The organism is Streptomyces sp. NPDC001852, from assembly GCF_042891825.1.
Classification (GTDB): Bacteria; Actinomycetota; Actinomycetes; order Streptomycetales; family Streptomycetaceae; genus Streptomyces.
Map to the genome: position 1 here is coordinate 338,366 of NZ_JBIATN010000006.1, position 18,728 is coordinate 357,093.

General features: G+C 71.9%; 23 protein-coding genes. 8 read left to right on the top strand and 15 right to left on the bottom strand.

The window, feature by feature from the left end; genetic code table 11:
• Positions 1 to 68: 68 nt before the first annotated feature.
• Positions 69 to 530, top strand: a complete 462-nt coding sequence (locus ACFYZB_RS13615) for a hypothetical protein (RefSeq protein ID WP_388758028.1) — start codon at positions 69 to 71, stop codon at positions 528 to 530.
• 214 nt (positions 531 to 744) lie between these two features.
• Here the strand turns inward: ACFYZB_RS13615 and ACFYZB_RS13620 are convergent, their stop codons facing one another.
• From ACFYZB_RS13620 to ACFYZB_RS13650, 7 genes are all read right to left on the bottom strand, one after another.
• Positions 745 to 1,194 carry a hypothetical protein gene (locus ACFYZB_RS13620; protein ID WP_388758030.1) on the bottom strand — a complete coding sequence of 150 codons (450 nt, stop codon included), beginning with the start codon at positions 1,192 to 1,194 and terminating at the stop codon, positions 745 to 747.
• 183 nt (positions 1,195 to 1,377) lie between these two features.
• The gene (ung, locus tag ACFYZB_RS13625) at positions 1,378 to 2,061 is read right to left on the bottom strand and encodes a uracil-DNA glycosylase (protein ID WP_388758032.1); all 684 of its coding nucleotides are present in this window, start codon (positions 2,059 to 2,061) and stop codon (positions 1,378 to 1,380) included.
• Positions 2,062 to 2,169: 108 nt separating this feature from the next.
• Positions 2,170 to 3,747, bottom strand: a complete 1,578-nt coding sequence (locus ACFYZB_RS13630) for an ABC transporter substrate-binding protein (RefSeq protein ID WP_388758034.1) — start codon at positions 3,745 to 3,747, stop codon at positions 2,170 to 2,172.
• A gap of 188 nt (positions 3,748 to 3,935) precedes the next feature.
• Positions 3,936 to 4,703, bottom strand: coding sequence for an SDR family oxidoreductase (locus ACFYZB_RS13635; RefSeq protein WP_388758036.1), 768 nt, complete (start codon positions 4,701 to 4,703; stop codon positions 3,936 to 3,938).
• 12 nt (positions 4,704 to 4,715) lie between these two features.
• Positions 4,716 to 5,477, bottom strand: a complete 762-nt coding sequence (gene fabG, locus ACFYZB_RS13640; RefSeq protein ID WP_351205114.1) for a 3-oxoacyl-ACP reductase FabG — start codon at positions 5,475 to 5,477, stop codon at positions 4,716 to 4,718.
• A 147-nt stretch (positions 5,478 to 5,624) separates the two neighbouring features.
• Positions 5,625 to 6,074 carry a DUF3037 domain-containing protein gene (locus tag ACFYZB_RS13645; protein WP_351205116.1) on the bottom strand — a complete coding sequence of 150 codons (450 nt, stop codon included), beginning with the start codon at positions 6,072 to 6,074 and terminating at the stop codon, positions 5,625 to 5,627.
• A complete protein-coding gene (locus tag ACFYZB_RS13650; protein WP_388758039.1) occupies positions 6,071 to 6,835 on the bottom strand; it encodes a HipA family kinase in 765 nt (254 codons plus the stop codon). Before ACFYZB_RS13650 ends, ACFYZB_RS13645 begins: the two co-directional genes overlap by 4 nt.
• Positions 6,836 to 7,056: 221 nt before the next feature.
• Here ACFYZB_RS13650 and ACFYZB_RS13655 point away from each other — a divergent pair, with 221 nt between their 5' ends.
• Positions 7,057 to 7,572: a Rieske (2Fe-2S) protein gene (locus ACFYZB_RS13655; protein WP_388758041.1), complete on the top strand. Its 516-nt coding sequence runs from the start codon at positions 7,057 to 7,059 to the stop codon at positions 7,570 to 7,572.
• A gap of 6 nt (positions 7,573 to 7,578) precedes the next feature.
• Here ACFYZB_RS13655 and ACFYZB_RS13660 read toward each other — a convergent pair whose 3' ends face one another.
• Positions 7,579 to 8,223 carry a cysteine hydrolase gene (locus ACFYZB_RS13660; protein WP_351205122.1) on the bottom strand — a complete coding sequence of 215 codons (645 nt, stop codon included), beginning with the start codon at positions 8,221 to 8,223 and terminating at the stop codon, positions 7,579 to 7,581.
• 84 nt (positions 8,224 to 8,307) lie between these two features.
• Between ACFYZB_RS13660 and ACFYZB_RS13665 the strand changes: the two genes are divergently transcribed.
• The gene (locus ACFYZB_RS13665; protein ID WP_388758044.1) at positions 8,308 to 8,778 is read left to right on the top strand and encodes a pyridoxamine 5'-phosphate oxidase family protein; all 471 of its coding nucleotides are present in this window, start codon (positions 8,308 to 8,310) and stop codon (positions 8,776 to 8,778) included.
• 3 nt (positions 8,779 to 8,781) lie between these two features.
• Here ACFYZB_RS13665 and ACFYZB_RS13670 read toward each other — a convergent pair whose 3' ends face one another.
• Positions 8,782 to 9,684: a LysR family transcriptional regulator gene (locus ACFYZB_RS13670; protein WP_388758046.1), complete on the bottom strand. Its 903-nt coding sequence runs from the start codon at positions 9,682 to 9,684 to the stop codon at positions 8,782 to 8,784.
• 74 nt (positions 9,685 to 9,758) lie between these two features.
• Here ACFYZB_RS13670 and ACFYZB_RS13675 point away from each other — a divergent pair, with 74 nt between their 5' ends.
• Positions 9,759 to 10,694: a DMT family transporter gene (locus tag ACFYZB_RS13675; protein WP_388758048.1), complete on the top strand. Its 936-nt coding sequence runs from the start codon at positions 9,759 to 9,761 to the stop codon at positions 10,692 to 10,694.
• Between the two features lie 34 nt (positions 10,695 to 10,728).
• On the opposite strand, the gene ACFYZB_RS13680 is transcribed toward ACFYZB_RS13675, so the two are convergent.
• Positions 10,729 to 12,060 (bottom strand): aminotransferase class I/II-fold pyridoxal phosphate-dependent enzyme, encoded by a 1,332-nt coding sequence (locus ACFYZB_RS13680; protein WP_388758050.1) that lies wholly within the window; start codon positions 12,058 to 12,060, stop codon positions 10,729 to 10,731.
• Between the two features lie 96 nt (positions 12,061 to 12,156).
• Here ACFYZB_RS13680 and ACFYZB_RS13685 point away from each other — a divergent pair, with 96 nt between their 5' ends.
• Positions 12,157 to 12,837 carry a pyridoxamine 5'-phosphate oxidase family protein gene (locus ACFYZB_RS13685; RefSeq protein WP_388758052.1) on the top strand — a complete coding sequence of 227 codons (681 nt, stop codon included), beginning with the start codon at positions 12,157 to 12,159 and terminating at the stop codon, positions 12,835 to 12,837.
• Between the two features lie 13 nt (positions 12,838 to 12,850).
• Here the strand turns inward: ACFYZB_RS13685 and ACFYZB_RS13690 are convergent, their stop codons facing one another.
• The 3 genes from ACFYZB_RS13690 to ACFYZB_RS13700 all read right to left on the bottom strand — a co-directional run bounded on the left by ACFYZB_RS13690 (position 12,851) and on the right by ACFYZB_RS13700 (position 15,691).
• Positions 12,851 to 13,801, bottom strand: coding sequence for a DMT family transporter (locus ACFYZB_RS13690; RefSeq protein ID WP_388758054.1), 951 nt, complete (start codon positions 13,799 to 13,801; stop codon positions 12,851 to 12,853).
• 192 nt (positions 13,802 to 13,993) lie between these two features.
• Positions 13,994 to 14,998: a DMT family transporter gene (locus ACFYZB_RS13695; protein ID WP_388758124.1), complete on the bottom strand. Its 1,005-nt coding sequence runs from the start codon at positions 14,996 to 14,998 to the stop codon at positions 13,994 to 13,996.
• 72 nt (positions 14,999 to 15,070) lie between these two features.
• Positions 15,071 to 15,691, bottom strand: a complete 621-nt coding sequence (locus ACFYZB_RS13700; RefSeq protein ID WP_388758056.1) for a Clp protease N-terminal domain-containing protein — start codon at positions 15,689 to 15,691, stop codon at positions 15,071 to 15,073.
• A 211-nt stretch (positions 15,692 to 15,902) separates the two neighbouring features.
• Between ACFYZB_RS13700 and ACFYZB_RS13705 the strand changes: the two genes are divergently transcribed.
• Entirely contained in the window at positions 15,903 to 16,331 is a 429-nt protein-coding gene (locus ACFYZB_RS13705) for an SRPBCC family protein (protein ID WP_351205138.1), read from the top strand.
• A gap of 94 nt (positions 16,332 to 16,425) precedes the next feature.
• On the opposite strand, the gene ACFYZB_RS13710 is transcribed toward ACFYZB_RS13705, so the two are convergent.
• Complete coding sequence (locus ACFYZB_RS13710) at positions 16,426 to 17,052, bottom strand: PadR family transcriptional regulator (protein ID WP_388758058.1); 627 nt, start codon at positions 17,050 to 17,052, stop codon at positions 16,426 to 16,428.
• A 205-nt stretch (positions 17,053 to 17,257) separates the two neighbouring features.
• On the opposite strand from ACFYZB_RS13710, the gene ACFYZB_RS13715 reads away from it, so the two are divergent.
• Positions 17,258 to 17,647 carry a VOC family protein gene (locus ACFYZB_RS13715; RefSeq protein ID WP_388758060.1) on the top strand — a complete coding sequence of 130 codons (390 nt, stop codon included), beginning with the start codon at positions 17,258 to 17,260 and terminating at the stop codon, positions 17,645 to 17,647.
• A gap of 151 nt (positions 17,648 to 17,798) precedes the next feature.
• On the opposite strand, the gene ACFYZB_RS13720 is transcribed toward ACFYZB_RS13715, so the two are convergent.
• Complete coding sequence (locus tag ACFYZB_RS13720; RefSeq protein WP_388758062.1) at positions 17,799 to 18,161, bottom strand: MerR family transcriptional regulator; 363 nt, start codon at positions 18,159 to 18,161, stop codon at positions 17,799 to 17,801.
• A gap of 92 nt (positions 18,162 to 18,253) precedes the next feature.
• Here ACFYZB_RS13720 and ACFYZB_RS13725 point away from each other — a divergent pair, with 92 nt between their 5' ends.
• A complete protein-coding gene (locus ACFYZB_RS13725) occupies positions 18,254 to 18,688 on the top strand; it encodes a hypothetical protein (RefSeq protein ID WP_388758064.1) in 435 nt (144 codons plus the stop codon).
• Positions 18,689 to 18,728 lie beyond the last annotated feature (40 nt).

Sequence of the window (18,728 nt, forward strand, 5' to 3'; positions counted from 1 at the left end):
CCCGTGCGGGGGCATCAACCTCGGCTCCCTGCCGCCAACCCGGCCGCCGAACCAGCAGAGTTGACCGGGTGCATCGAACGACGACCACCGCAGCGCTCCTGGTCACCGTGGCCGTCTCGGCCCTCTCCGGCTGTGTGACGGTACCGCGCCCCGCGACACCCGCGCCGCAGAGGGACACGGCCCCCTCGCTCCCGACGGCACCCCGGCCGGACGGCAGCACGAAACCCCGCTCGGTGCAGGCACCGGCGCAGGAGGCACTGGAGATGACGGGGCCGTCCCGGCATCCGAGCCCCAGGCCTCCCGCGTCCCCGGACCACCCGACCGGGCCACCCCGGGTCGTACACCGCCCACCGGCTCCCCCGAGCCACCACGCCTACCCCGAGCCGCCCCGGCACTCCCGCAGCACCGTCCCGGACCCGTCGAGGGCAGCCCCGAAGACACCGGACGTGTGCGCCCTCGGCAGGCAGTACGGCGGCTGGCGCACGGACAGCCCGGAGGCGGAGATCTGCGAGCGGGCATACGGCCACTGACAAGCAGCCCGGCGCTAGGGCCTGTCTGACAATTCGCGTCGTCGCCCGAAGGGCGGCCGCGCGGCGTCAGGTGCGTGCTCTGGGGGTCCCCCCGGCCGAAGGCTGGGGGAGTGCCGGCCCCAGACCCTCGTACTGGACGTACTTGGGTCTGGGGCCGGTGCGGCGAGAGTGCGTGCATGGCGTCGCGCGGCAGACGGGAATTGTCAGACAGGCCCTAGTCGCCCAGCCGCAGCTCCAGCCGCCCGATGGCCGCCCACACCCCATCGCCGTACCCGTCGTCGGCCAGAGCGGCAGCGAACTCACGGGCCCGGCACAGATGACTGCGGGCGGCCTCGTCCCGGCCCAGCTTCACGTAGTCGGCGGCAAGATTGAGATGGAGCGAGGGAAACAACCCCCGCACGCTCAGCGGAGCGCCCCGCTCCTCCGCCGCCGACAACGCCCGGAGGTCCCAGGCGAGTTCGGCCTCCGGGTCCTCCTGGGTGTCGGCGAGATAGTGGGCCAGGGTGCAGCGGTGCAGCGGGTCGCCGTCCTCGCCGATCTCCGCCCACAGGTTCAGGAAGCGGCTGCGGGCCTCCTCGCGGTCACCGCCGTGGTGCAGCATCACGACCTGCCCGATCCGCGTCAGCAGGGCATCCGGTGCCGCCTGCTCCTGTTGCTCCGCCACGGGGCCCTCCGGGCTGTCGACCGTTGTGTGGTGCTGACGCTAAACGGCGCCGCCGGGATAACCCGGCAGGCGGCGCCGTGGTGCGATCGGCAGATGGTCGGCTGGGGGCTCGTCGTGGCGGGTCGTGCCCACGCGGCGGAGCCGCATGTCGATACGGCCCCGCGCCCCTTCGAGGCGCCGCCCTCAGCCCAGGTCGGGGATCCGCCAGTCGATCGGCTCGTGTCCCTGCGCGGCGATCGCCTCGTTGATCCGGGTGAACGGGCGGGAGCCGAAGAACTTCTTCGCGGACAGCGGCGAGGGGTGGGCGCCCTTGACCACGACGTGCCGCTCCTCGTCGATCAGCGGCAGCTTCTTCTGCGCGTAGTTGCCCCACAGGACGAAGACCGCCGGGTCGGGGCGGGAGGCCACCGCGCGGATCACCGCGTCGGTGAACTTCTCCCAGCCCTTGCCCTTGTGCGAGTTCGCCTCGCCGGCCCGCACCGTCAGCACCGCGTTCAGCAGCAGCACGCCCTGCCGGGCCCACGGCATCAGATAGCCGTTGTCCGGGACCGGCAGGTCCAGCTCCTCCCTCATCTCCTTGTAGATGTTCCGCAGGGAGGGCGGGGTCTTCACGCCCGGACGGACCGAGAAGCACAGGCCGTGGCCCTGGCCCTCGCCGTGGTACGGGTCCTGGCCCAGGACGAGGACCTTGACCTGCTCGTACGGCGTCGCGTCCAGCGCGGCGAAGACCTCCTCGCGCGGCGGGTAGACGCAGCCCTTCGCCCGCTCCTCCTCGACGAACTCGGTCAGCTCCTTGAAGTAGGGCTGCTGCAGCTCGTCGCCCAGAACCCCGCGCCAGGACTCGGGCAGCATGGCGATGTCGGTCACGTCAACGTCCTCACGATGTGGATCAACTACGGCGTGTGGTCACTTCCAGGCCTCAGAACCTACAGGCGACCACTGACAACCGGCATGAGAAGGCCGGTTCGCCGAACATCACCAGCTGGTCTTGCGGTGGAGTGCCCACATCATCATGATCGTCGACGGGTCGAGGGCCTGCTCGCCGCCCGAGATGTCCTCGCTGGCCGCGATGAACTGACGGCCCTGCCACAGCGGGATCAGCCGGGCGTCGTCCACCATGATCTGCTGAGCCTGCTCCATGTCCTTGACCGTCTGGGCGCGGTCGCTCTCCGCCCGCGAGTGGGGCAGCAACTGGCCGGTGATCTCCTTGGACGGGTAGGGCGTACCCAGCGCGTTGTGCTCGCCGACGAACGGGGCGATGAAGTTGTCCGCGTCGGGGAAGTCCGGGAACCAGCCGCGGCCGAACACCGGGTACTCGCCGTTCTGGTAGCCGACCACATAGGTCTTCCAGGGGCGGCTCTTGAGCGTGATCGTGAACAGGCCGGAGGCCTCCAGCTGCCGCTTCAGCTCCTGGAACATCAACGCGGTCTCGGAGCCGTAGCGGTCGGTGGTGTACCAGAGGGTGAGCGGGACGGGCTGGTGGATGCCCGCGTCGGAGAGGATCTTGCGGGCCTTGGGGACGCTCGGGTCGCCGTAGTCGTCGAAGAAGCCGGTGGTGTGTCCGGTCAGGCCCTTGGGGACCATCGAGTACAGCGGGTCGACCGTGTCCTTGTAGACCTTGTGGGCGATGGCGCCCCGGTCGACGATCTGGGCGACGGCCTTGCGGACGGCCGGCTCCTTGGCCCAGGGGTCCTTGGGGTTGAACACCAGGTAGCTGATGTCGACGCCGGAGCCGTCGACCAGCTGCAGGTTGCTGGTGGCGTGCTGCTGGAGGGCGAGGATGTCGTCGGCGGCGAGGCCGCGGTAGGTGACGTCGATCTGCTTGTCCCGCAGCGCCTTGACCATCTCGGCCGAGTCCTGGAAGTAGCGGATGGTCACCGCGTCGTTCTGCCGCTTGGCGAAGCCCTGGTAGTTGCCGTTGGCGACGAGGACGGCCTGCTTGCCCTCCTCGTAGGACTGGACCTTGTACGGCCCCGAGCCGTAGACCTGGTCGTCCTTGCGCAGGGAGCGCGCGGGGTAGTCGTCCGGGTCGACGATCGACATGGCGGGGGTGGCCAGCACGAACGGGAAGGTGGCGTCGGGCTGGTTGAGGTGGAAGACGAGCTCGCGGTCGCCGAGCGCCTGCACCCGGTCCAGGCTGCCGAGCAGCGGCGCGGGTCCGCCGGGGGCGTTGATCGTGCGGATGCGGTCGATGGACTGCTTGACGGCCTGGGCGTTCAGCGGGTTGCCGTCGGCGAACTTCAGGCCCGCGCGCAGGGTGCAGCGGAAGGTGCGGCTGGAGGAGTCGGCGAAGGAGCAGCTCTGGGCGGCGTCGGGCTGGGGCGTGGTGGCACCGTTGGGGTAGGCGAGGAGCGTCTGGAAGATGTTCCGGTACAGCTCCCAGGAGCCGTCATAGGCGCCGGCGGGGTCCAGCGTGCTGGGGGCGCTGGTGGTACCCACGACGATCGGGCCCTTGCTGTCGCCGCTGTTGTCGGAGAGCAGGCCGCAGCCGGCCACCAGGGACATGGACGCGATCGCCGCGACTCTCCGCAGGAATCGGTTCCGGTTGAACACGCGCACGCTCCTCGATCTGCCATACCAAGGGTCGGCAGACCATACCGCAGCGTCCGGCGCCCTGAACCTCCCCGGAAAAAGGGGCTTCTTGATCGATTTCGCGATGACGACGTTGTCAGTCCGCTGTGCGGATTCCACCGGGCGTTCCGGGCGCCGATCCGTCCGAAAATCGGCGCCCGGAAGGTGGCTCAGTGCACGCCGGCGTTGAGGAACATGCCGCCGTCCACGACGAGCGTCTGACCGGTGATCCAGTCGGACTGCCCGGAGGTGAGGAAGGCGGCGGCCCCGCCGATGTCGGAGGGGACGCCGAGCCGGCCGAGGGGGTAGGCGGCGGCCGCCTCCTCCTCCCGGTTCTCGTAGAGGGCCTGCGCGAACTTGGTCTTGACCACGGCCGGGGCGATCGCGTTGACCCGCACCTTCGGCGCGAACTCGTGCGCCAGCTGCTGGGTCAGGTTGATCATCGCGGCCTTGCTGACGCCGTAGGCGCCGATGAACGGCGAGGGCGCGAGGCCCGCGATCGAGGCGATGTTGACGATCGCACCGCCGTTGTCCTTCTGCCAGGCGTGCCAGGTCTTCTGGGCGAGGCCGAGCGCGGAGATCACGTTGGTCTCGAAGACCTTGCGGGCCACGTCCAGGTCGAGGTCGGCGATGGGGCCGAAGACCGGGTTGGTGCCCGCGTTGTTGACCAGGAAGTCCAGGCGGCCGAAGGCCTCCATGGTGCGCTCGACGGCCTCGGCCTGGTGGGCCAGGTCGTGCGCCTTGCCGGCGACGCCGATGACGCGGTCCGAGCCGAGCTTGTCGACGGCCTCCTTCAGCGCGTCCTCGTTGCGGCCGGTGATGCACACGCGGTCGCCGCGGGCGACCAGCGCCTCGGCGATGCCGTAGCCGATGCCGCGGCTGGCGCCCGTGACGAGTGCGACCTTGCCCGAGAGCTCGGGGAGTTCAGCGGAAGTCATGTACCTGTTCCCTCAGTTGAGCGGTCCGCCGGCGACGTACAGCACCTGGCCGGAGACGAAGCCGGCCGCCTCGCCGGTGAAGAAGGCGATGGCGTTGGCGATGTCCTCGGGCTCGCCGACGCGCTGCACGGGGATCTGGGTGGCGGCGGCCTTCTTGAAGTCGTCGAAGCCCATGCCGACGCGGTCGGCGGTGGCCTTGGTCATCTCGGTGGCGATGAAGCCGGGGGCGACCGCGTTGGCGGTGATGCCGAACTTGCCCAGCTCGATGGCGAGCGTCTTGGTGAAGCCCTGCAGGCCCGCCTTGGCGGCGGAGTAGTTGGCCTGGCCGCGGTTGCCGAGCGCCGAGGAGGAGGACAGGTTGACGACACGGCCCCAGCCCGCGTCGACCATGTGCTTCTGGACGGCCTTGGTCATCAGGAACGAGCCGCGCAGGTGGACGTTCATGACGGTGTCCCAGTCCGAGACGCTCATCTTGAACAGCAGGTTGTCGCGCAGTACGCCCGCGTTGTTGACCAGGATCGTCGGGGCGCCGAGCTCGTCGACGATCCGGGCGACGGCCGCCTCGACCTGCGCCTCGTCGGAGACGTCGGCGCCGACCGCGATCGCCTTGCCGCCGGCGGCGGTGATCTTCTCGACGGTGTCCTTGCAGGCGGCCTCGTCGAGGTCGATCACGGCGACCGCGCGGCCCTCGGCGGCCAGCCGTACGGCGGTGGCGGCGCCGATGCCACGCGCCGCGCCGGTGACTACCGCGACCCGCTGTTCAGTGGTGGACATTGCTGCTTCTCCTCGCCCTTGAGAGAACCCGTCAGGTCCTTCGGGGACCTTGTCGGTGCGGTGAGCGACCGCTTAGTACCTTCAGCACACGTGACGCTAGAAGCCCTGGCACCCGGTGTCAACGGCACACCGGGTGCGTGTGATCCATTACCTCACCAACAGGTCCAGCAACCGTTCCGTCTCGGCCGCCGGGTCGGTGGTCAGGCCGGTGTGCACGGGGCCGGGCTGGACGACCGTGGAGCGGGGCGCGATCAGCCAGCGGAAGCGGCGCCCGGCGTCGTCCCCGGCCGCCTGGCCGGCCTCCTCGCCGCCCGCGCAGTGCCGCTCGATCGCGCCGAGCGCCGCCCCGATCCCGGCCACGTCCGCCTCCGGGTCCAGCGCGAGCAGCCGGGCCTCGTCCAGGTGGGTGCGGGCGCCGACATAGGCCCGCGCGCGGCTGTAGACGACGACGCCGGCGTTGATGCACTCCCCGCGCTCCACGCGCGGTACGACCCTGAGCAGCGCGTACTCGAAGACGTCCCGGTCGCCGCCCTGGCCCGCCCGCGTGATGTGCCGCTCGGTGACATGGCCGGCCATGTGGATGTGGGTCTCGCTCACTTGGTCCCCTCGATGCCGGTGATGCGTTCGTGGACCACTGCCGCCCGCGCGAGCAGCGGCCGTGCGTAGGCCCGGCGCAGGTCGTCCGGGGTGTCGAAGCCGGGCTCGCCGGTGAGCCAGGCGTCCGGGATCTCGGCGGTGACCTCGGCGAGCAGGTCCTCGGTGACGAGGGGGGCGAGGGAGCCGGCGGCGGCCCGGACGTCCGGGGCGAAGCGGGCGAGGGCGTGGTCGGAGGCGTCGTAGGGGCGGGCCGCGGAGGATTCGGCGGAGGGCCAGTTGTGGTGCCAGATCATCGTCGCGCCGTGGTCGATGAGCCACAGTCCGCCGCGGTGCACCAGGAGATTGGGATTGCGCCAGGACCGGTCCACGTTGTTGATCAGCGCGTCGAACCAGACGATCCGGCCGGCCTCCCCGGGGCTCACCGGAAAGGCGAGCGGGTCGTAGCCGAGGGCGCCGGAGAGGAAGTCCATGCCGAGGTTGGTGCCACCGCTGGACCTGAGCAGGTCCTGCACCTGCAGTTCGGGTTCGCCGAGGCCGAGGACGGAGTCCAGTTGGACCGTGACCAGCCGGGGCATCCGGAATCCGAGGCGGCGGGCGAGTTCGCCGCACACCACCTCGGCGACGAGCGTCTTGCGGCCCTGTCCGGCACCGGTGAACTTCAGGACGTAGGTCCCGAAGTCGTCGGCCTCGACGAGCCCCGGCAGCGAGCCCCCCTCACGCAACGGCGTGATGTAGCGGGTCGCGGTGACTTCCTTGAGCATCGCCCCAGGTTACTGGGGCACGGCCGACCGGCTTGACGTGGTGGGGACGACAGGTTCGGCGGATGGCGCGACAGCGGGCTCACAGCAGTCCGAGAGCTGTGGCTTACGGCCGTCTCATGCCCGCACCGCAAGGATCGATCTGGATGCCCGTCTGAACGGGTGGCGTCCGGGCGCCGTACCCCTGGACGGATCACGAGAAGCTCCGCGGAAGGGAACCCCACATGACCAGCGCATCGCCCCAGCCCCATGCCGGACCGGCCCGCCGTACCCTCGTGGCGGCGGCCGGAGCTGCGGGACTCGCCGCCGCGCTGACCGCCTGCGGTTCGGGCGACAACTCGTCGGACACGGCGAACACCGGGTCCGGTTCCTCCGGCTCGACCGGTTCCACCGGGTCGACGGGGAGCACCGGCTCCACGGGCGCGTCGCAGAACGGCGGCGGTTCGGCCGGTGGCACCGCCCTCGCCAAGACCTCGGACATCCCCGAGGGCGGCGGCAAGATCTTCAAGGACCAGGGTGTCGTCGTCACCCAGCCGGCAGCGGGCCAGTACAAGGCCTTCTCGTCCAAGTGCACCCACCAGGGGTGTGCCGTGGGCAGCGTGGCGAACGGCGTGATCGTGTGCCCGTGTCACAACAGCCACTTCTCCGCCGACGACGGCAGCGTGAAGCAGGGTCCCGCGACCCAGCCGCTGCCCGCGGCGAAGATCACCGTCTCCGGCGACGAGATCAAGCTGGCCTGAGCCGTCTCAGGCTCGCCCGCGCGGCCGTTCGAGACAGCCGAGCACCTCGTCGGTGGTCGGGACCGTGGCGACCAGCGCGAGGGTGTGCCTGATCACCGCGGGGGTGTACTCGGCCGGTACCCCCGCGACGGCGTCGGCCGGAACGACGACGGTGTAGCCCAGGTTCACCGCGTCGAACACCGCGTTGGGTATCGCCACATTGGCGGAGACACCGGTGACGATCAGCGTGCGGCAGCCGAGGTTGCGCAGCAGGGCGTCGACGTCGGTGCCGTGGATCGGGGACAGGCCGTGCAGCCGGCGTACCACGAGGTCCTCCTCGGCGACCTCGATCGGCGGCGCGACCCGCACCGCCGTGCTGCCGCTCAGCTGCTGCACCGCAAGCCGTTCGGCGGCCCGGAACAGCCGGGCGTTGCGGCTCGCGCCCCGGCCGTCCGGTCGGCGCTCGGCGATCGCGTGGACGACCTGGACACCGGCCTCGTGGGCGGCGGCGACCAGCCGGGCCACGTTGCGCAGCGCGCCGGAGGAGCGGGCCTCGCGGGCGAGTTCCGGCAGGGCGCTGTCCGGTCCGACGACCCCCTGCTGGCACTCCACGGTGAGCAGAACGGTGCTCACGGGGTCGAGGAGTTCGCTGAGCTGTTCGTACGGCGGCATACCCGTTTCCTTTTCTGACGAACTGTCAGAGGATCGCCAGGACACGATAGTTCGCCGACACGACGTGGGAGAAGAGGGGGCCGTATGACCGTGACGGAGCAGCGCCGGGGCCGGAAGATCATGATGACGCCGGGCGAGCTGGACGCGTTCCTGACCGCCCAGCGCACCTGCCGGGTCGCCACCGTCTCGGCCGACGGCGCACCGCACGTCAGCGCGCTGTGGTTCGCCTGGGACGGCACCTCGCTGTGGCTGTACTCGGTGGTGCGCAGCAGGCGCTGGGCGCAGCTGCGCCGGGATCCGCGGGTGGCCGTCGTGGTCGACTCGGGCGAGGAGTACGACCAGTTGCGCGGCGTCGAGCTGTCCGGCCGGGTCGAGTTCGTGGGCGAGGCGCCCCGCACCGGGGAGCTGTGCGCCGAACTCGACACGCCCGAGACGCTGTTCGCGCGGAAGAACTTCGGCCTGGACGAGATGCCGCACGACGGCCGCCACGCCTGGGCGCGGCTGACCCCGGAGAAGATCGTCTCCTGGGATTTCACCAAGCTGGGGGCGCTGTAGGGCTCAGCCGACCTTCTGTGCGGCGGTGCGCAGGGCGTCCACCGCCGCCCGGATCGACGGGCGGCGGTCGGCGTCGGCCCGCCAGATGACGTACACGTGCCGGCGCACCCGCTGCCTGAGCGGCACGAGGACCACGCCCTCCGGCACCGGGTGCCGGCCCAGCAGCGGCGCGATGCACACGCCCAGGCCCGCGGCGACCAGGCCGAGTTGGGTGTGGGTCTCGCCCGCGCGGTGGCCGACGATCGGCTCGACGCCCTTGGACCGCAGCGTGAACATCAGCCACTCGTGACAGAACTCGCCCTCGCCCCAGGTGATCCACTCGTCCTCGGCGAACTCGGTGAGGTCCACCTCGTCCCGGCCGGCGAGCCGGTGCCCGACCGGCATGGCGACCTCGGCCGGATCGTCCAGCAGGGGCGCCTTGACCAGGCCGTCGGGCACGGGCATCGGCTTGTTGTACCAGTCCAGGACCACTGCGAGATCGAGATCACCCCGGACCACACCCGCGATGCCCTGCTCCGGCTCCAGCTCGCTGGAACGCACGCGCAGCCCGGGATGCCCGGCCCGCAGCGCGCCGAGCGCGACCGGGAAGAGTCCGCGCGCGGCGGTCGGGAACGCGGACAGCCTGAGCTCGCCGACGACCTGCCCGCGATGCGCCTCCAGGTCGGACTCGGCGAGCTCGACCTGCGAGAGGATGCGCGCCGCGTGCTCCGCCAGCAGCCGGCCGGCGTCCGTGAGCCGCACCCCGCGACCGTTCCTGGCCAGCAGCTGCTGGCCGATCTCGCGCTCCAGCTTGCCCAGCTGCTGGGACACGGCGGAGGTGGTGACGTGCAGCGCGTCGGCGGCGGCGCTGACCGAGCCGTGCCGGGCGAGGGCGTCCAGGGTACGCAGGCGCTCCAGGTTCAACATGTAAGTGATTCTACGAGATACCAGGTGAGAAATCTCGATTGTGCTACGAGGTCGTCTCCAGCATCGTGGAGACCATGAGCACGGTCACCGCACCCCGAACCCAGTCCCCCGCCCCCGCCCGTCCCCGCGCCCGCCTCGACTGGCGGCTCCGCTTCGGCGCCCTGTCCCTGATCTGGGGCTTCAGCTTCCTGCTGATCAAGGTGGGCACGGAGGGCTACGCGCCCTTCCAGGTCACCCTCGGACGTCTGGTGTTCGGTACGGCGGTACTGGCGGCGACGATGGCGGTCAAGCGGGAGAGGCTGCCGCGCGGGGCCCGGCTGTGGGGCCACATGGCCGTCGCCGCGTTCTTCCTGAACGCCCTGCCGTTCTCCCTCTTCGCCTACTCCGAGCTGACGATCCCGTCCACCCTGGCCGGCATCTGCAACGCCACCTCGCCCCTGTGGGGCATGGCCCTGTCCCTGGTCGCCCTCTCCGAGGACCGGCCGACGCGCGTCCGTGTGGCCGGCCTCGGCCTCGGCTTCCTCGGGGTGCTGACGGTCCTGGGCGCGTGGCAGGGCTTCCACGGCCTGGACGCCACGGGTACGGCGATGGCGCTGCTGGCCTCGCTGAGCTACCCCGTCGGCTGGATCTACGTCCGGCGGACGCTGGCCGGAACCGGGAACTCGCATCTGTCGATGACGGGCGGGCAGCTGTTGCTCGCAGCGCTTCAACTGGCCGTCGTGACGCCGTTGTTCACCAGCTTCCCCGCGCATTTCTCGCTCGTTCCGCTGCTGGCGATCGCCACACTGGGTGCGCTGGGCACGGGGCTGGCGGTCCTCATTCAGTACGGCCTGGTCGCCGAGGTCGGACCGACCACCGCACAGATGGTCACGTACTTCATTCCCGTCATCGCCACGGGTGCGGGTGTGGCCATCCTCGGGGAGTCGTTGCGGTGGACGACGCCGGTGGGGGCGCTGATCGTGCTGGCGGGGGCGGCGCTCACCCAGGTTCGGGGGAAGAAGGGCGCCTGAGAGGGAGGCCCCGCCGCCCCTCGCCCACTCGCCCTCAGCCGTACACGCGTGCCGGAGACGGTCGTACCGCTGCCGCCACCGCGTCGGCCAGGGGGGCGATGTCCTCCTCGCCGAGCGTCGAGATCGTGACGCGGATCGCCGGTCCGCTGTTCAGGCGGAAGCGGGCCCCGGGTGCGACGGCCCAGCCCGCCTGCAGCAGCCGGGCCACCGCACCCGTCTCGTCGGGGACCGGTACCCATACGTTCATGCCGCTGCGGCCGTGGGCGACGACTCCCCGTTCCGCGAGCGCGTCCACCAGCGCGTCCCTGCGGGAGCCGTACGCCTTCGCCACCGCCGCCCGGTCCACCGCGCCCTCCCTCCACAGCCGGACCACGGCGCGCTGCAGCAGCAGACTCACCCAGCCGGGACCCAGGCGCTGGCGGCCGCGCACCCGGTCGACGGTGACCGGGTCGCCGGTGACGACGGCCACGCGCAGGTCGGGACCGTAGGCCTTGGAGGCGGAACGGACCACGGCCCAGTGGTCGGTGACTCCCGCGAGGGGGTGCAGCGGGAGGTCGACGATGCCGTGGCCGTGGTCGTCCTCGATCAGCAGGGTTCGCGGGTGCTCGCGCAGGACCGCGCGCAGGGCACGCGCGCGTGGGGCGGTCACCGAGGCGCCGGTCGGGTTCTGCGCGCGGTCGGTGACGATCAGCGCGCGGGCCCCGGACTCCAGGGCCCGGCGCAGGTCGTCGGGGCGCGGTCCGTCGTCGTCCATGCCGACCGGGAACGTGCGCAGGCCCAGCGCGGGGACCAGGTCGAGGACGCTGCCCCAGCCGGGATCCTCGACGGCGACCGCGTCGCCCGGTCTGAGGTGCGCGGCGAGGACGCGCTCGATGGCGTCGAGGGCGCCGGACATCACGGTCAGCGGGCCCTCCGGTACGCCGTCGGCGTCGAGTTCCGCGCGGGCCATGCGGATGAGCTCCGGGTCGACCGGGTCACCGCCGTAGAGGACGGGCCCCAGATCGCCCTCCTCCGCCGCCGCGGCGAGGGCCGGGGCCAGGCGGGGCAGCAGGGCCGGGTCGGGGTTGCCGGCCGCCAGGTCGCGGCCCCCGGCGGGGACCTCCACACGCAGTTCCTCGCGGCCGGTGGTGGCCGGCTTGGCCCGGACCCGGCTGCCCCGGCGGCCGGCCGTCTCGATGACCCCGCGCTCGCGCAGGGTGCGGTAGGCGGCCGCCACGGTGTTCGGGTTCACACCCAGCCGGCTCGCCAACTCCCGCATGGGAGGCAGGACTTGGCCCGGCCGCAGCGCACCGGCGCCGACGGCCCGCTCGACGCTGGCCGCGATCTCGGCTGCGCCGCGCCCTTCGATGGGATACTCTCCTAGCACAAAGAACATTATGCACTAGTGCAATGTTCTCCGCCAGATCCGCCAGATCCGCCAGATCCGCCAGAATCGCCGTTGCTCGTCGATGGAGGAACCGTCATGCAGGGGACGACCGAGGAAACCCAGGCCGCCGCCTACACCCCGACCGACCGCACCGTGCCCACCCGCTCCGCGGACCGGGCGTCGTACGACAGGGAACTGGTGCACGCGATACTCGACGAGGGGTACGTCTGCCACCTCGGCTTCGTCCGCGACGGCGCCCCCGTGGTGCTGCCGACCCTGTACGGCCGGGTCGGCGAGCGGCTGTACGTGCACGGCTCCACCGGTTCCCGCCCGCTGCGGATGACCGGCGAGACCGACCCGGGCCTGCCGGTGTGCCTGACGGTCACCCACGTGGACGGGCTGGTGCTGGCCCGCTCCGCCTTCCACCACTCCATCAACTACCGCTCGGTGGTGGTGCACGGCATCGCGCGCCAGGTCACCGACCCCGAGGAGCGGCGGCTGGCCCTGGACGCGCTGGTGGACCATGTCGTGCCGGGCCGCGCCGCCGACTCCCGGCCCGCGAACAAGAAGGAGCTGGCCGCCACCGCGGTGATCCGGCTGGACCTGGACGAGGTCTCGGCCAAGGTCCGCACCGGCGGCGCGAACGACGAGCCGGAGGACCTCGCCCTGCCGCACTGGGCCGGCGTCGTCCCGCTCCAGAAGGGCTACGCGACCCCGGTCCGCAACGCCGACCTGGCGCCGGGCATCGAACTGCCGGACTACCTCAAGGCCCGGTAGGACCGGCCGGGAGTCACACAGGGGCCGATTCCCCGCCGCCGGCCGCGCGGGCCTCGCTCACCGCGAGGCCCGCGACCGCCCCGAGCAGGAGCAGGGTGCCGGCCGCGGTGGTCGCCGTGAGCCGCTCGCCGAGCAGGACGACGGCGAGCACGGCCGCGGTCACCGGCTCCAGCAGCATGACCACGGACACGGTGGCGGACCGTACGACGGCCGCCCCGGCGAAGTACAGGGCGTACGCGAGGGCCGTGGGCACCGCGGCGATGTAGAGCACCAGCCACAACAGCCGTGCCGGGTGGGCGGTGTGCGGGAGCAGGCCCTCGTGCGGGGCGAACGGCAGCAGGCACAGGCCGGTCACCGCGAAGGCCCCGACGGTGGTGTCGGAGGCGTCGGTGCCTCCGCCCCTCCCCCACCAGCGGGTCAGCAGGGTCATGGCGCCGTAGCCCGCGGCCGAGAGGAGTGCCAGGAGCACGCCCGTCGGCCGTACGGTCGCGGCCGAGCCGCCGAGGGTCAGCACGGCCAGCCCGGCGAGCGCCCCGGCGACCGCCATCACCCCGCCGGCGCCGAGCCGTTCACCGAGCAGCAGCCGGGCGCCGAGCGCGATGAGGACGGGACCCGCGCCGAGGGTGACGACGGTGGCGACGGCCAGGCCCGTCGAGTCCACGGCGGCGAAGTAGGCGGTCTGGAACACCGCCAGGCCGAGGCCGGTGGCGAGGACCTTCCCGGCCCGGCGGAGCGGGGGTTCGGTGCCGGCCGGGCGGGTCCGGGGGCGCAGTCCGCGTCCGGCGAGCAGCAGGACCAGGCCCAGCGCGCAGCGCCAGAAGGACAGTCCGAAGGCGCCCATGTCACTGGTCCGGTAGACCAGCGAGGCGGCGGCGCCGGCGGTGCCCCAGGCGGCACCGGTGATGATCAGGTAGAGCAGGCCACGCCCGACGGGCAGGCCAGAGGCAGCGTTCGACGTCGTCAAGGGAAACTCTTCCGCAGAAACGCACCCGGAGGTGCGGAAGTTCGGGGGCGGCCCGCTCCAGCGGGGCGCGCGGACTTCGTCTGCGGGCAGCACCGTCCGGCCCGGCGCAACTGCGCGGGCCGAGGTCCCGGAGGCCCGCCTCAGGCGGCCGGGGGCGGAAGGACGAGTGCGTTCGACGGCATGACCGGCACCTTATGCAGTCGTGCCCCGGGGCGCCACATCCCTTTCGAGGCCGCCGGCCGCGACCGGCTCGGCGGAGCCCTTCGCGGGGGTCGAGGACTGGGCGATGAACGCGCCGACCAGGACGACCGCTCCGCCGGCCACCTGGGGCGCCGACAGGTGCTCGCCGAGCAGCACCCAGGCCAGCACGGTGGCGACGACCGCCTCCAGGCAGGCCACGACCCCGGCGACCTGCGGCGACAGCCGGCGCACGGACAGCACCCCGGTGACGTACGCGACGACGGTGGCGACCAGCACGATCCAGCCCAGCAGCGCGAGGGCCGGTACGGCGGTGCCGTTCATGTCGGCGGAGCCGGTCAGCACCGACCAGCGCATGCTCCAGGGGCGGGCGACGACCGTCAGCGCGAGGGCACCGACGAGCAGGCCGTAGGCGATGACGCCGAGCGGATCGGGTGCCTCGTCCCCCGCGTCGCCGCCGTGGTCGGCCAGGACGAAGTAGCCCACCTGGCAGCAGGCGGCACCGAGCGCGAGCAGCAGGCCCAGGGCGTCGAAGCTCAGCCCTGACCAGACCTCCACCACGCAGGCGAGTCCACCGGCCGCGAGGACCACACCGAGCGCCGCGGCGCGCGTCACGGGCCGCCGCTGCACGAACCGGACCCAGCCGAGCACCAGCGCGGGCGCCAGGTACTCGATGAGCAGCGCCACGCCCACCGGGATGCGGGAGAGGGCGGCGAAGTAGCAGGCCTGGACGCCGGCGACGGCGAGCAGTCCGAACCCGGCGAGCAGCGCGGGACGGCGGCGCAGCAGCGCGCGGTGCCGTACGGCGACGGGCAGCATGACGACGGCGGCGCCGGCCACGCGCAGCCAGACCACGTGGAGCGGGTCGAGTCCCGCCTCGATCAGCGGCTTGGCGGCCACTCCTGACCCGCCGAAGGCCAGCGCCGAGGCCAGCGCGAGACCGAGCCCGACGCCCTTGCCGCGGCTGCCCTGACTGCTCTCTGACGTATGCACCGGCACATGATGACAGGCCACGACATGAGCGTCATCCCTGTTGACACCTGTCTCAGGGGCTGGACGTCTCCGCCGGTGTCAGCGGCCCGGACCGCCGTCGCCGGCGTACTCGTCCACGCCGGCTGCGATCCGGTCCGCCCCGGGGCCGGTTCGGTCCGTCCCGGGTCCGAGCCGGGTGTTCAGCTCGCGGACGCCCGCGCGTTCGAGGACCTCGACGGCCCGCGAGGCCGGGTCCGCGGTGAGCGCGGCGAGCAGGTCGATGCCGCTGACGCGGGGCTCGCCGCGCAGCCGGGCCCGCTCGCGGGCGTCGGCCAGGGCCGTCGCGGCCGTGGGCGACCAGCCGGCGGTGTCCCTCGGCCCGCGTGCACGGGGGACGGCCGCGGCGGGAACGACGGCGAGCGCGCCGGAGTCCTCGACGCTGCCCTGCCAGCGCAGCCCGTAGCCGATGCTGCGCTGCACGAGGTAGCCGAGCAGCCGGGCGAGTTGCTGCGGGCCGCCGACGGCGGCGCGGACCTCGGGGTCGTGTTCCAGGAGGGAGTGCAGCAGATGGGCGGTGTCGGTCTGGCGGTCCCCGTCCCGGACGGCCCTGCGGCGGGCACCGGCGACCACCGCTGCCAGCTCGGCACCGAGCACGGCATCGTCGTCCGGGTGCGCGGCCGCCTCGTCATGGGCGGTCCAGGGGGTTGTACGGGGTTGCACAACCCCCACCCCATCAGCCTCAGCGGGCGGAGTCATCCACGAGGGGAACCATCTTCGCGTCCCACGGGGAGTGGACGCCGGCGTTCGGGATTTCATCCTTACGGAGGAGATTCGGCGGAACTGACGGTTCATCAGTATTGTATGTTCGCGCCTCTGCGGCTACGTTCCGCGACACCCTAGCCCGCTACGCCCGATCTGAAGGGGTGGTCGCATGGCCGAAGTCAGCGCGGAGGCACGCATCCAGGCACCGGCCGAGAAGGTGTGGGCCCAGCTCACCGACTGGTCGTCGTACGGAGAGTGGAACGCCACCCACACCAGCTTCCCCAAGGGGGGCCCTCAGACGCTGGCCGTGGGCGGGACCTTCCAGGAGAACATGAAGCTGATGGGCTTCCCGGCCGAGGTCGACTGGACCATCGAGGAGCTGGAGCCGGCACGCGTCTTCGCCATCCGGGGCAAGGGCCCGATGGCGGTGACGGTTGCCACCCGCTACACCCTCACGCCCGACGGCGGCGCCACGGCCGTCCGGATCGACGGCGAGTTCACCGGCGCCGCAGTGTCGCTGATGGCGGGCAAGCTGAAGGACTCGGCGACGGCCGCGCTGAACGAGTCGCTGCGCAAGCTGGCCGGCCTGGTCGCCTGAGCCGGGACACGGGAAGGCGCCCCGCGGAGGTGCTCCGCGGGGCGCCCGGACCGTCGTACGAGCCCTCAGTGCTGGTCCGACCGTCGTACGAGCCTCAGTGCTCGTCGGCGAGGATCAGGTACAGCTTCTTGCGGGCGTCGTTGATGACGGCCAGCGCCTTTTCGCGCTGTTCCTTGCTGCCGGTCTTCCAGACCTGGCTGAAGGCCTCCATCAGACCGAAGCCGGCCTGCCGGATCTCGCCGAGGGCCTCCCAGTCGACCCCGCGGGAGGCCTCCTCCCAGGGGGCGTCCGGACCCTCGTCGGCGGCGGCGCGCCCGTCCTCCGTGAGCGCGAACAGCTTCTTGCCCCCCTCGCTCTCACTGGCGATCAGGCCCTCGTCCTCCAGGAGCTGGAGCGTGGGGTAGACCGAGCCGGGGCTGGGCTTCCACGCGCCGCCGCTGCGTTCGGCGATCTCCTGGATCATCTCGTAGCCGTGCATGGGGCGGTCCTTGAGCAGGGCCAGGATCGAGGCCCGCACATCACCGCGCCGCGCCCGCCCCCTCGGGCCACCCCGCCCCCTGGGCCCCCAGGGGCCGGGACCGAAACCCGGGCCGCCGGGGCCGAAGCCCGGACCACCCGGGCCGAAGGGCCCGAAGGCGGCCCGCCCCCGGTCGAATCCGCCCATGCCTCGCGAGCCGGGGCCGTCGTGCCCATGTCCACGCTCGTATCCGTGGGTACGCATGGCGATCACTCCATTCCATCGATGATCTGTCTCGTCCGTATCGCGTACCTTTCGCGATGGCTCAACGATATATCGGAACCGATCGCATGACAAGGCCCTTCCCGGCAGCGGGGTCCCCTGACCTGTCGCAGCGAAGTTCGACCGGTCTCACTGAAGATCGGCGACCGACGCCGAGCGGCCCTGTGCGCCCTGAGAGGATCAGGGCATGGCGGACTCACCTGTGCAGATCAATGCCCTGATCGTCGATGCCGCTGACCCTGAGCGGCTTGCGGCGTTCTGGTCCGAGTTGCTTGGCCGGCCAGTTGTGGGCCGCATGGGACCCTATGTATGGCTGCAACGCGAGAACGGTCTGGGCCTGGGCTTCCAGCGAACCGGCGAGCCCAAGTCGGTGAAGAACCGCATGCACTTCGACGTCACCTCACCCAACCCGCCTGCGGAGCAAGAACGTGTCGAGGCGCTCGGCGGGCGCCGGCTGGAGGAGTACGACGCCGGCGGGTTCCTGGTGATGGCGGACCCCGAGGGCAATGAATTCTGCATCATCCCCGAAGGCCCCTTCGAACTCGATGACGAGGGACGCGCGGACTACCTCGTCTGACCGCCCTTCCCGTCCGAACCGGAAGGCCGTCGACTCCCCCGCCGTCACCAGAGTTGCGGCGGTGCTCCAGCTCACGCCACCCGTCGCCCTCGCTGCTCGACAAACGGCATGAGGAATCACTGAGACGAGTCAAGTGGGGTGCCCTTGGGTGCTACGGCCGGTCAGCCGCCCGCAGAGGGCAGCCGGTGCCGACGCGGGAGGTCAGGTCCGCGCGGAGTGCGGTGAGCTCGGCCATGCGCGCGTCGATGACCCGGATCTTGTCCTCGAACAGGGCGGACAGGGCCTCGGCGCTGTCGGGGGCCGCCCGCAGCTCCTCGCCGTGCCGGGCGATCTCGGCCAGGGTGAAGCCGAGCGCCTGAGCGGTGCGCACATAGCGCAGCCAGATCACGGTCTCCGGCGGGAAGTCGCGGTACCCGTTGGGGAGACGGTCGCCGTCGAGCAGGCCGATCTTCTCGTAGAAGCGAAGGGTGTCCTTCGACAGCCCCGTACGCGCGGCCAGTTCTCCGATGCGCATGACTCCCCCGCACGCAGGTCGACTTGACCTTGGAGCGTACTCCGCTGTTTAGCGTGGGCGGCGCCCGAGCGAGCCCTCCCGAGGAGCCCCCCATGCCCCCTGCCGCCCCCGCCTATCTGCGCCTCGTCCGCACGAGCGGCTGGTACGACCTGATCGTCACGGCCGGTTTCGCCACGCCGTGGACCTACGCACTGCTGCACCACCTGCTGTCGGCCGGAGGCGACGCGGTCGGTCTGGGCACCATGCCGGCCCTCACCCCCATGCAGACCCTGTACGCCAACCTGATGGGCTCGGTCGTGGTCGTCTGGTCCGTCCTGCGCGTGGTGCGGCCCCTCCCCCTGCACGGGCTCCTCGACGGCACCGCCCGCGCCCTCTTCTCCCTGTGGCAGGCCTACGCGCTGGCGCACGGCGGGCCCGCGGTGCTGTGGCCGTTCCTGGTGCTGGAGGCCGCGTTCGGCCTCGCCCAACTCGCCCCCTGGGCCGGGGTGCGGGCCGCCACCGTGCGCGGCGCGGGCCAGGGTTCGTGAATTGGCCTTTGGGCCGGCGGCCGGCGCGGCACTAGCGTCG

Bases quoted from the DNA above. Each gene is read 5' to 3' on its own strand.
- ACFYZB_RS13635 (WP_388758036.1), bottom strand. From the start codon at position 4,703: ATGACTTCCGCTGAACTCCCCGAGCTCTCGGGCAAGGTCGCACTCGTC.
- fabG (WP_351205114.1), bottom strand. From the start codon at position 5,477: ATGTCCACCACTGAACAGCGGGTCGCGGTAGTCACCGGCGCGGCGCGT.
- ACFYZB_RS13650 (WP_388758039.1), bottom strand. From the start codon at position 6,835: ATGCTCAAGGAAGTCACCGCGACCCGCTACATCACGCCGTTGCGTGAG.
- ACFYZB_RS13655 (WP_388758041.1), top strand. From the start codon at position 7,057: ATGACCAGCGCATCGCCCCAGCCCCATGCCGGACCGGCCCGCCGTACC.
- ACFYZB_RS13660 (WP_351205122.1), bottom strand. From the start codon at position 8,223: ATGCCGCCGTACGAACAGCTCAGCGAACTCCTCGACCCCGTGAGCACC.
- ACFYZB_RS13665 (WP_388758044.1), top strand. From the start codon at position 8,308: ATGACCGTGACGGAGCAGCGCCGGGGCCGGAAGATCATGATGACGCCG.
- ACFYZB_RS13670 (WP_388758046.1), bottom strand. From the start codon at position 9,684: ATGTTGAACCTGGAGCGCCTGCGTACCCTGGACGCCCTCGCCCGGCAC.
- ACFYZB_RS13675 (WP_388758048.1), top strand. From the start codon at position 9,759: ATGAGCACGGTCACCGCACCCCGAACCCAGTCCCCCGCCCCCGCCCGT.
- ACFYZB_RS13685 (WP_388758052.1), top strand. From the start codon at position 12,157: ATGCAGGGGACGACCGAGGAAACCCAGGCCGCCGCCTACACCCCGACC.
- ACFYZB_RS13705 (WP_351205138.1), top strand. From the start codon at position 15,903: ATGGCCGAAGTCAGCGCGGAGGCACGCATCCAGGCACCGGCCGAGAAG.
- ACFYZB_RS13710 (WP_388758058.1), bottom strand. From the start codon at position 17,052: ATGCGTACCCACGGATACGAGCGTGGACATGGGCACGACGGCCCCGGC.
- ACFYZB_RS13715 (WP_388758060.1), top strand. From the start codon at position 17,258: ATGGCGGACTCACCTGTGCAGATCAATGCCCTGATCGTCGATGCCGCT.
- ACFYZB_RS13720 (WP_388758062.1), bottom strand. From the start codon at position 18,161: ATGCGCATCGGAGAACTGGCCGCGCGTACGGGGCTGTCGAAGGACACC.
- ACFYZB_RS13725 (WP_388758064.1), top strand. From the start codon at position 18,254: ATGCCCCCTGCCGCCCCCGCCTATCTGCGCCTCGTCCGCACGAGCGGC.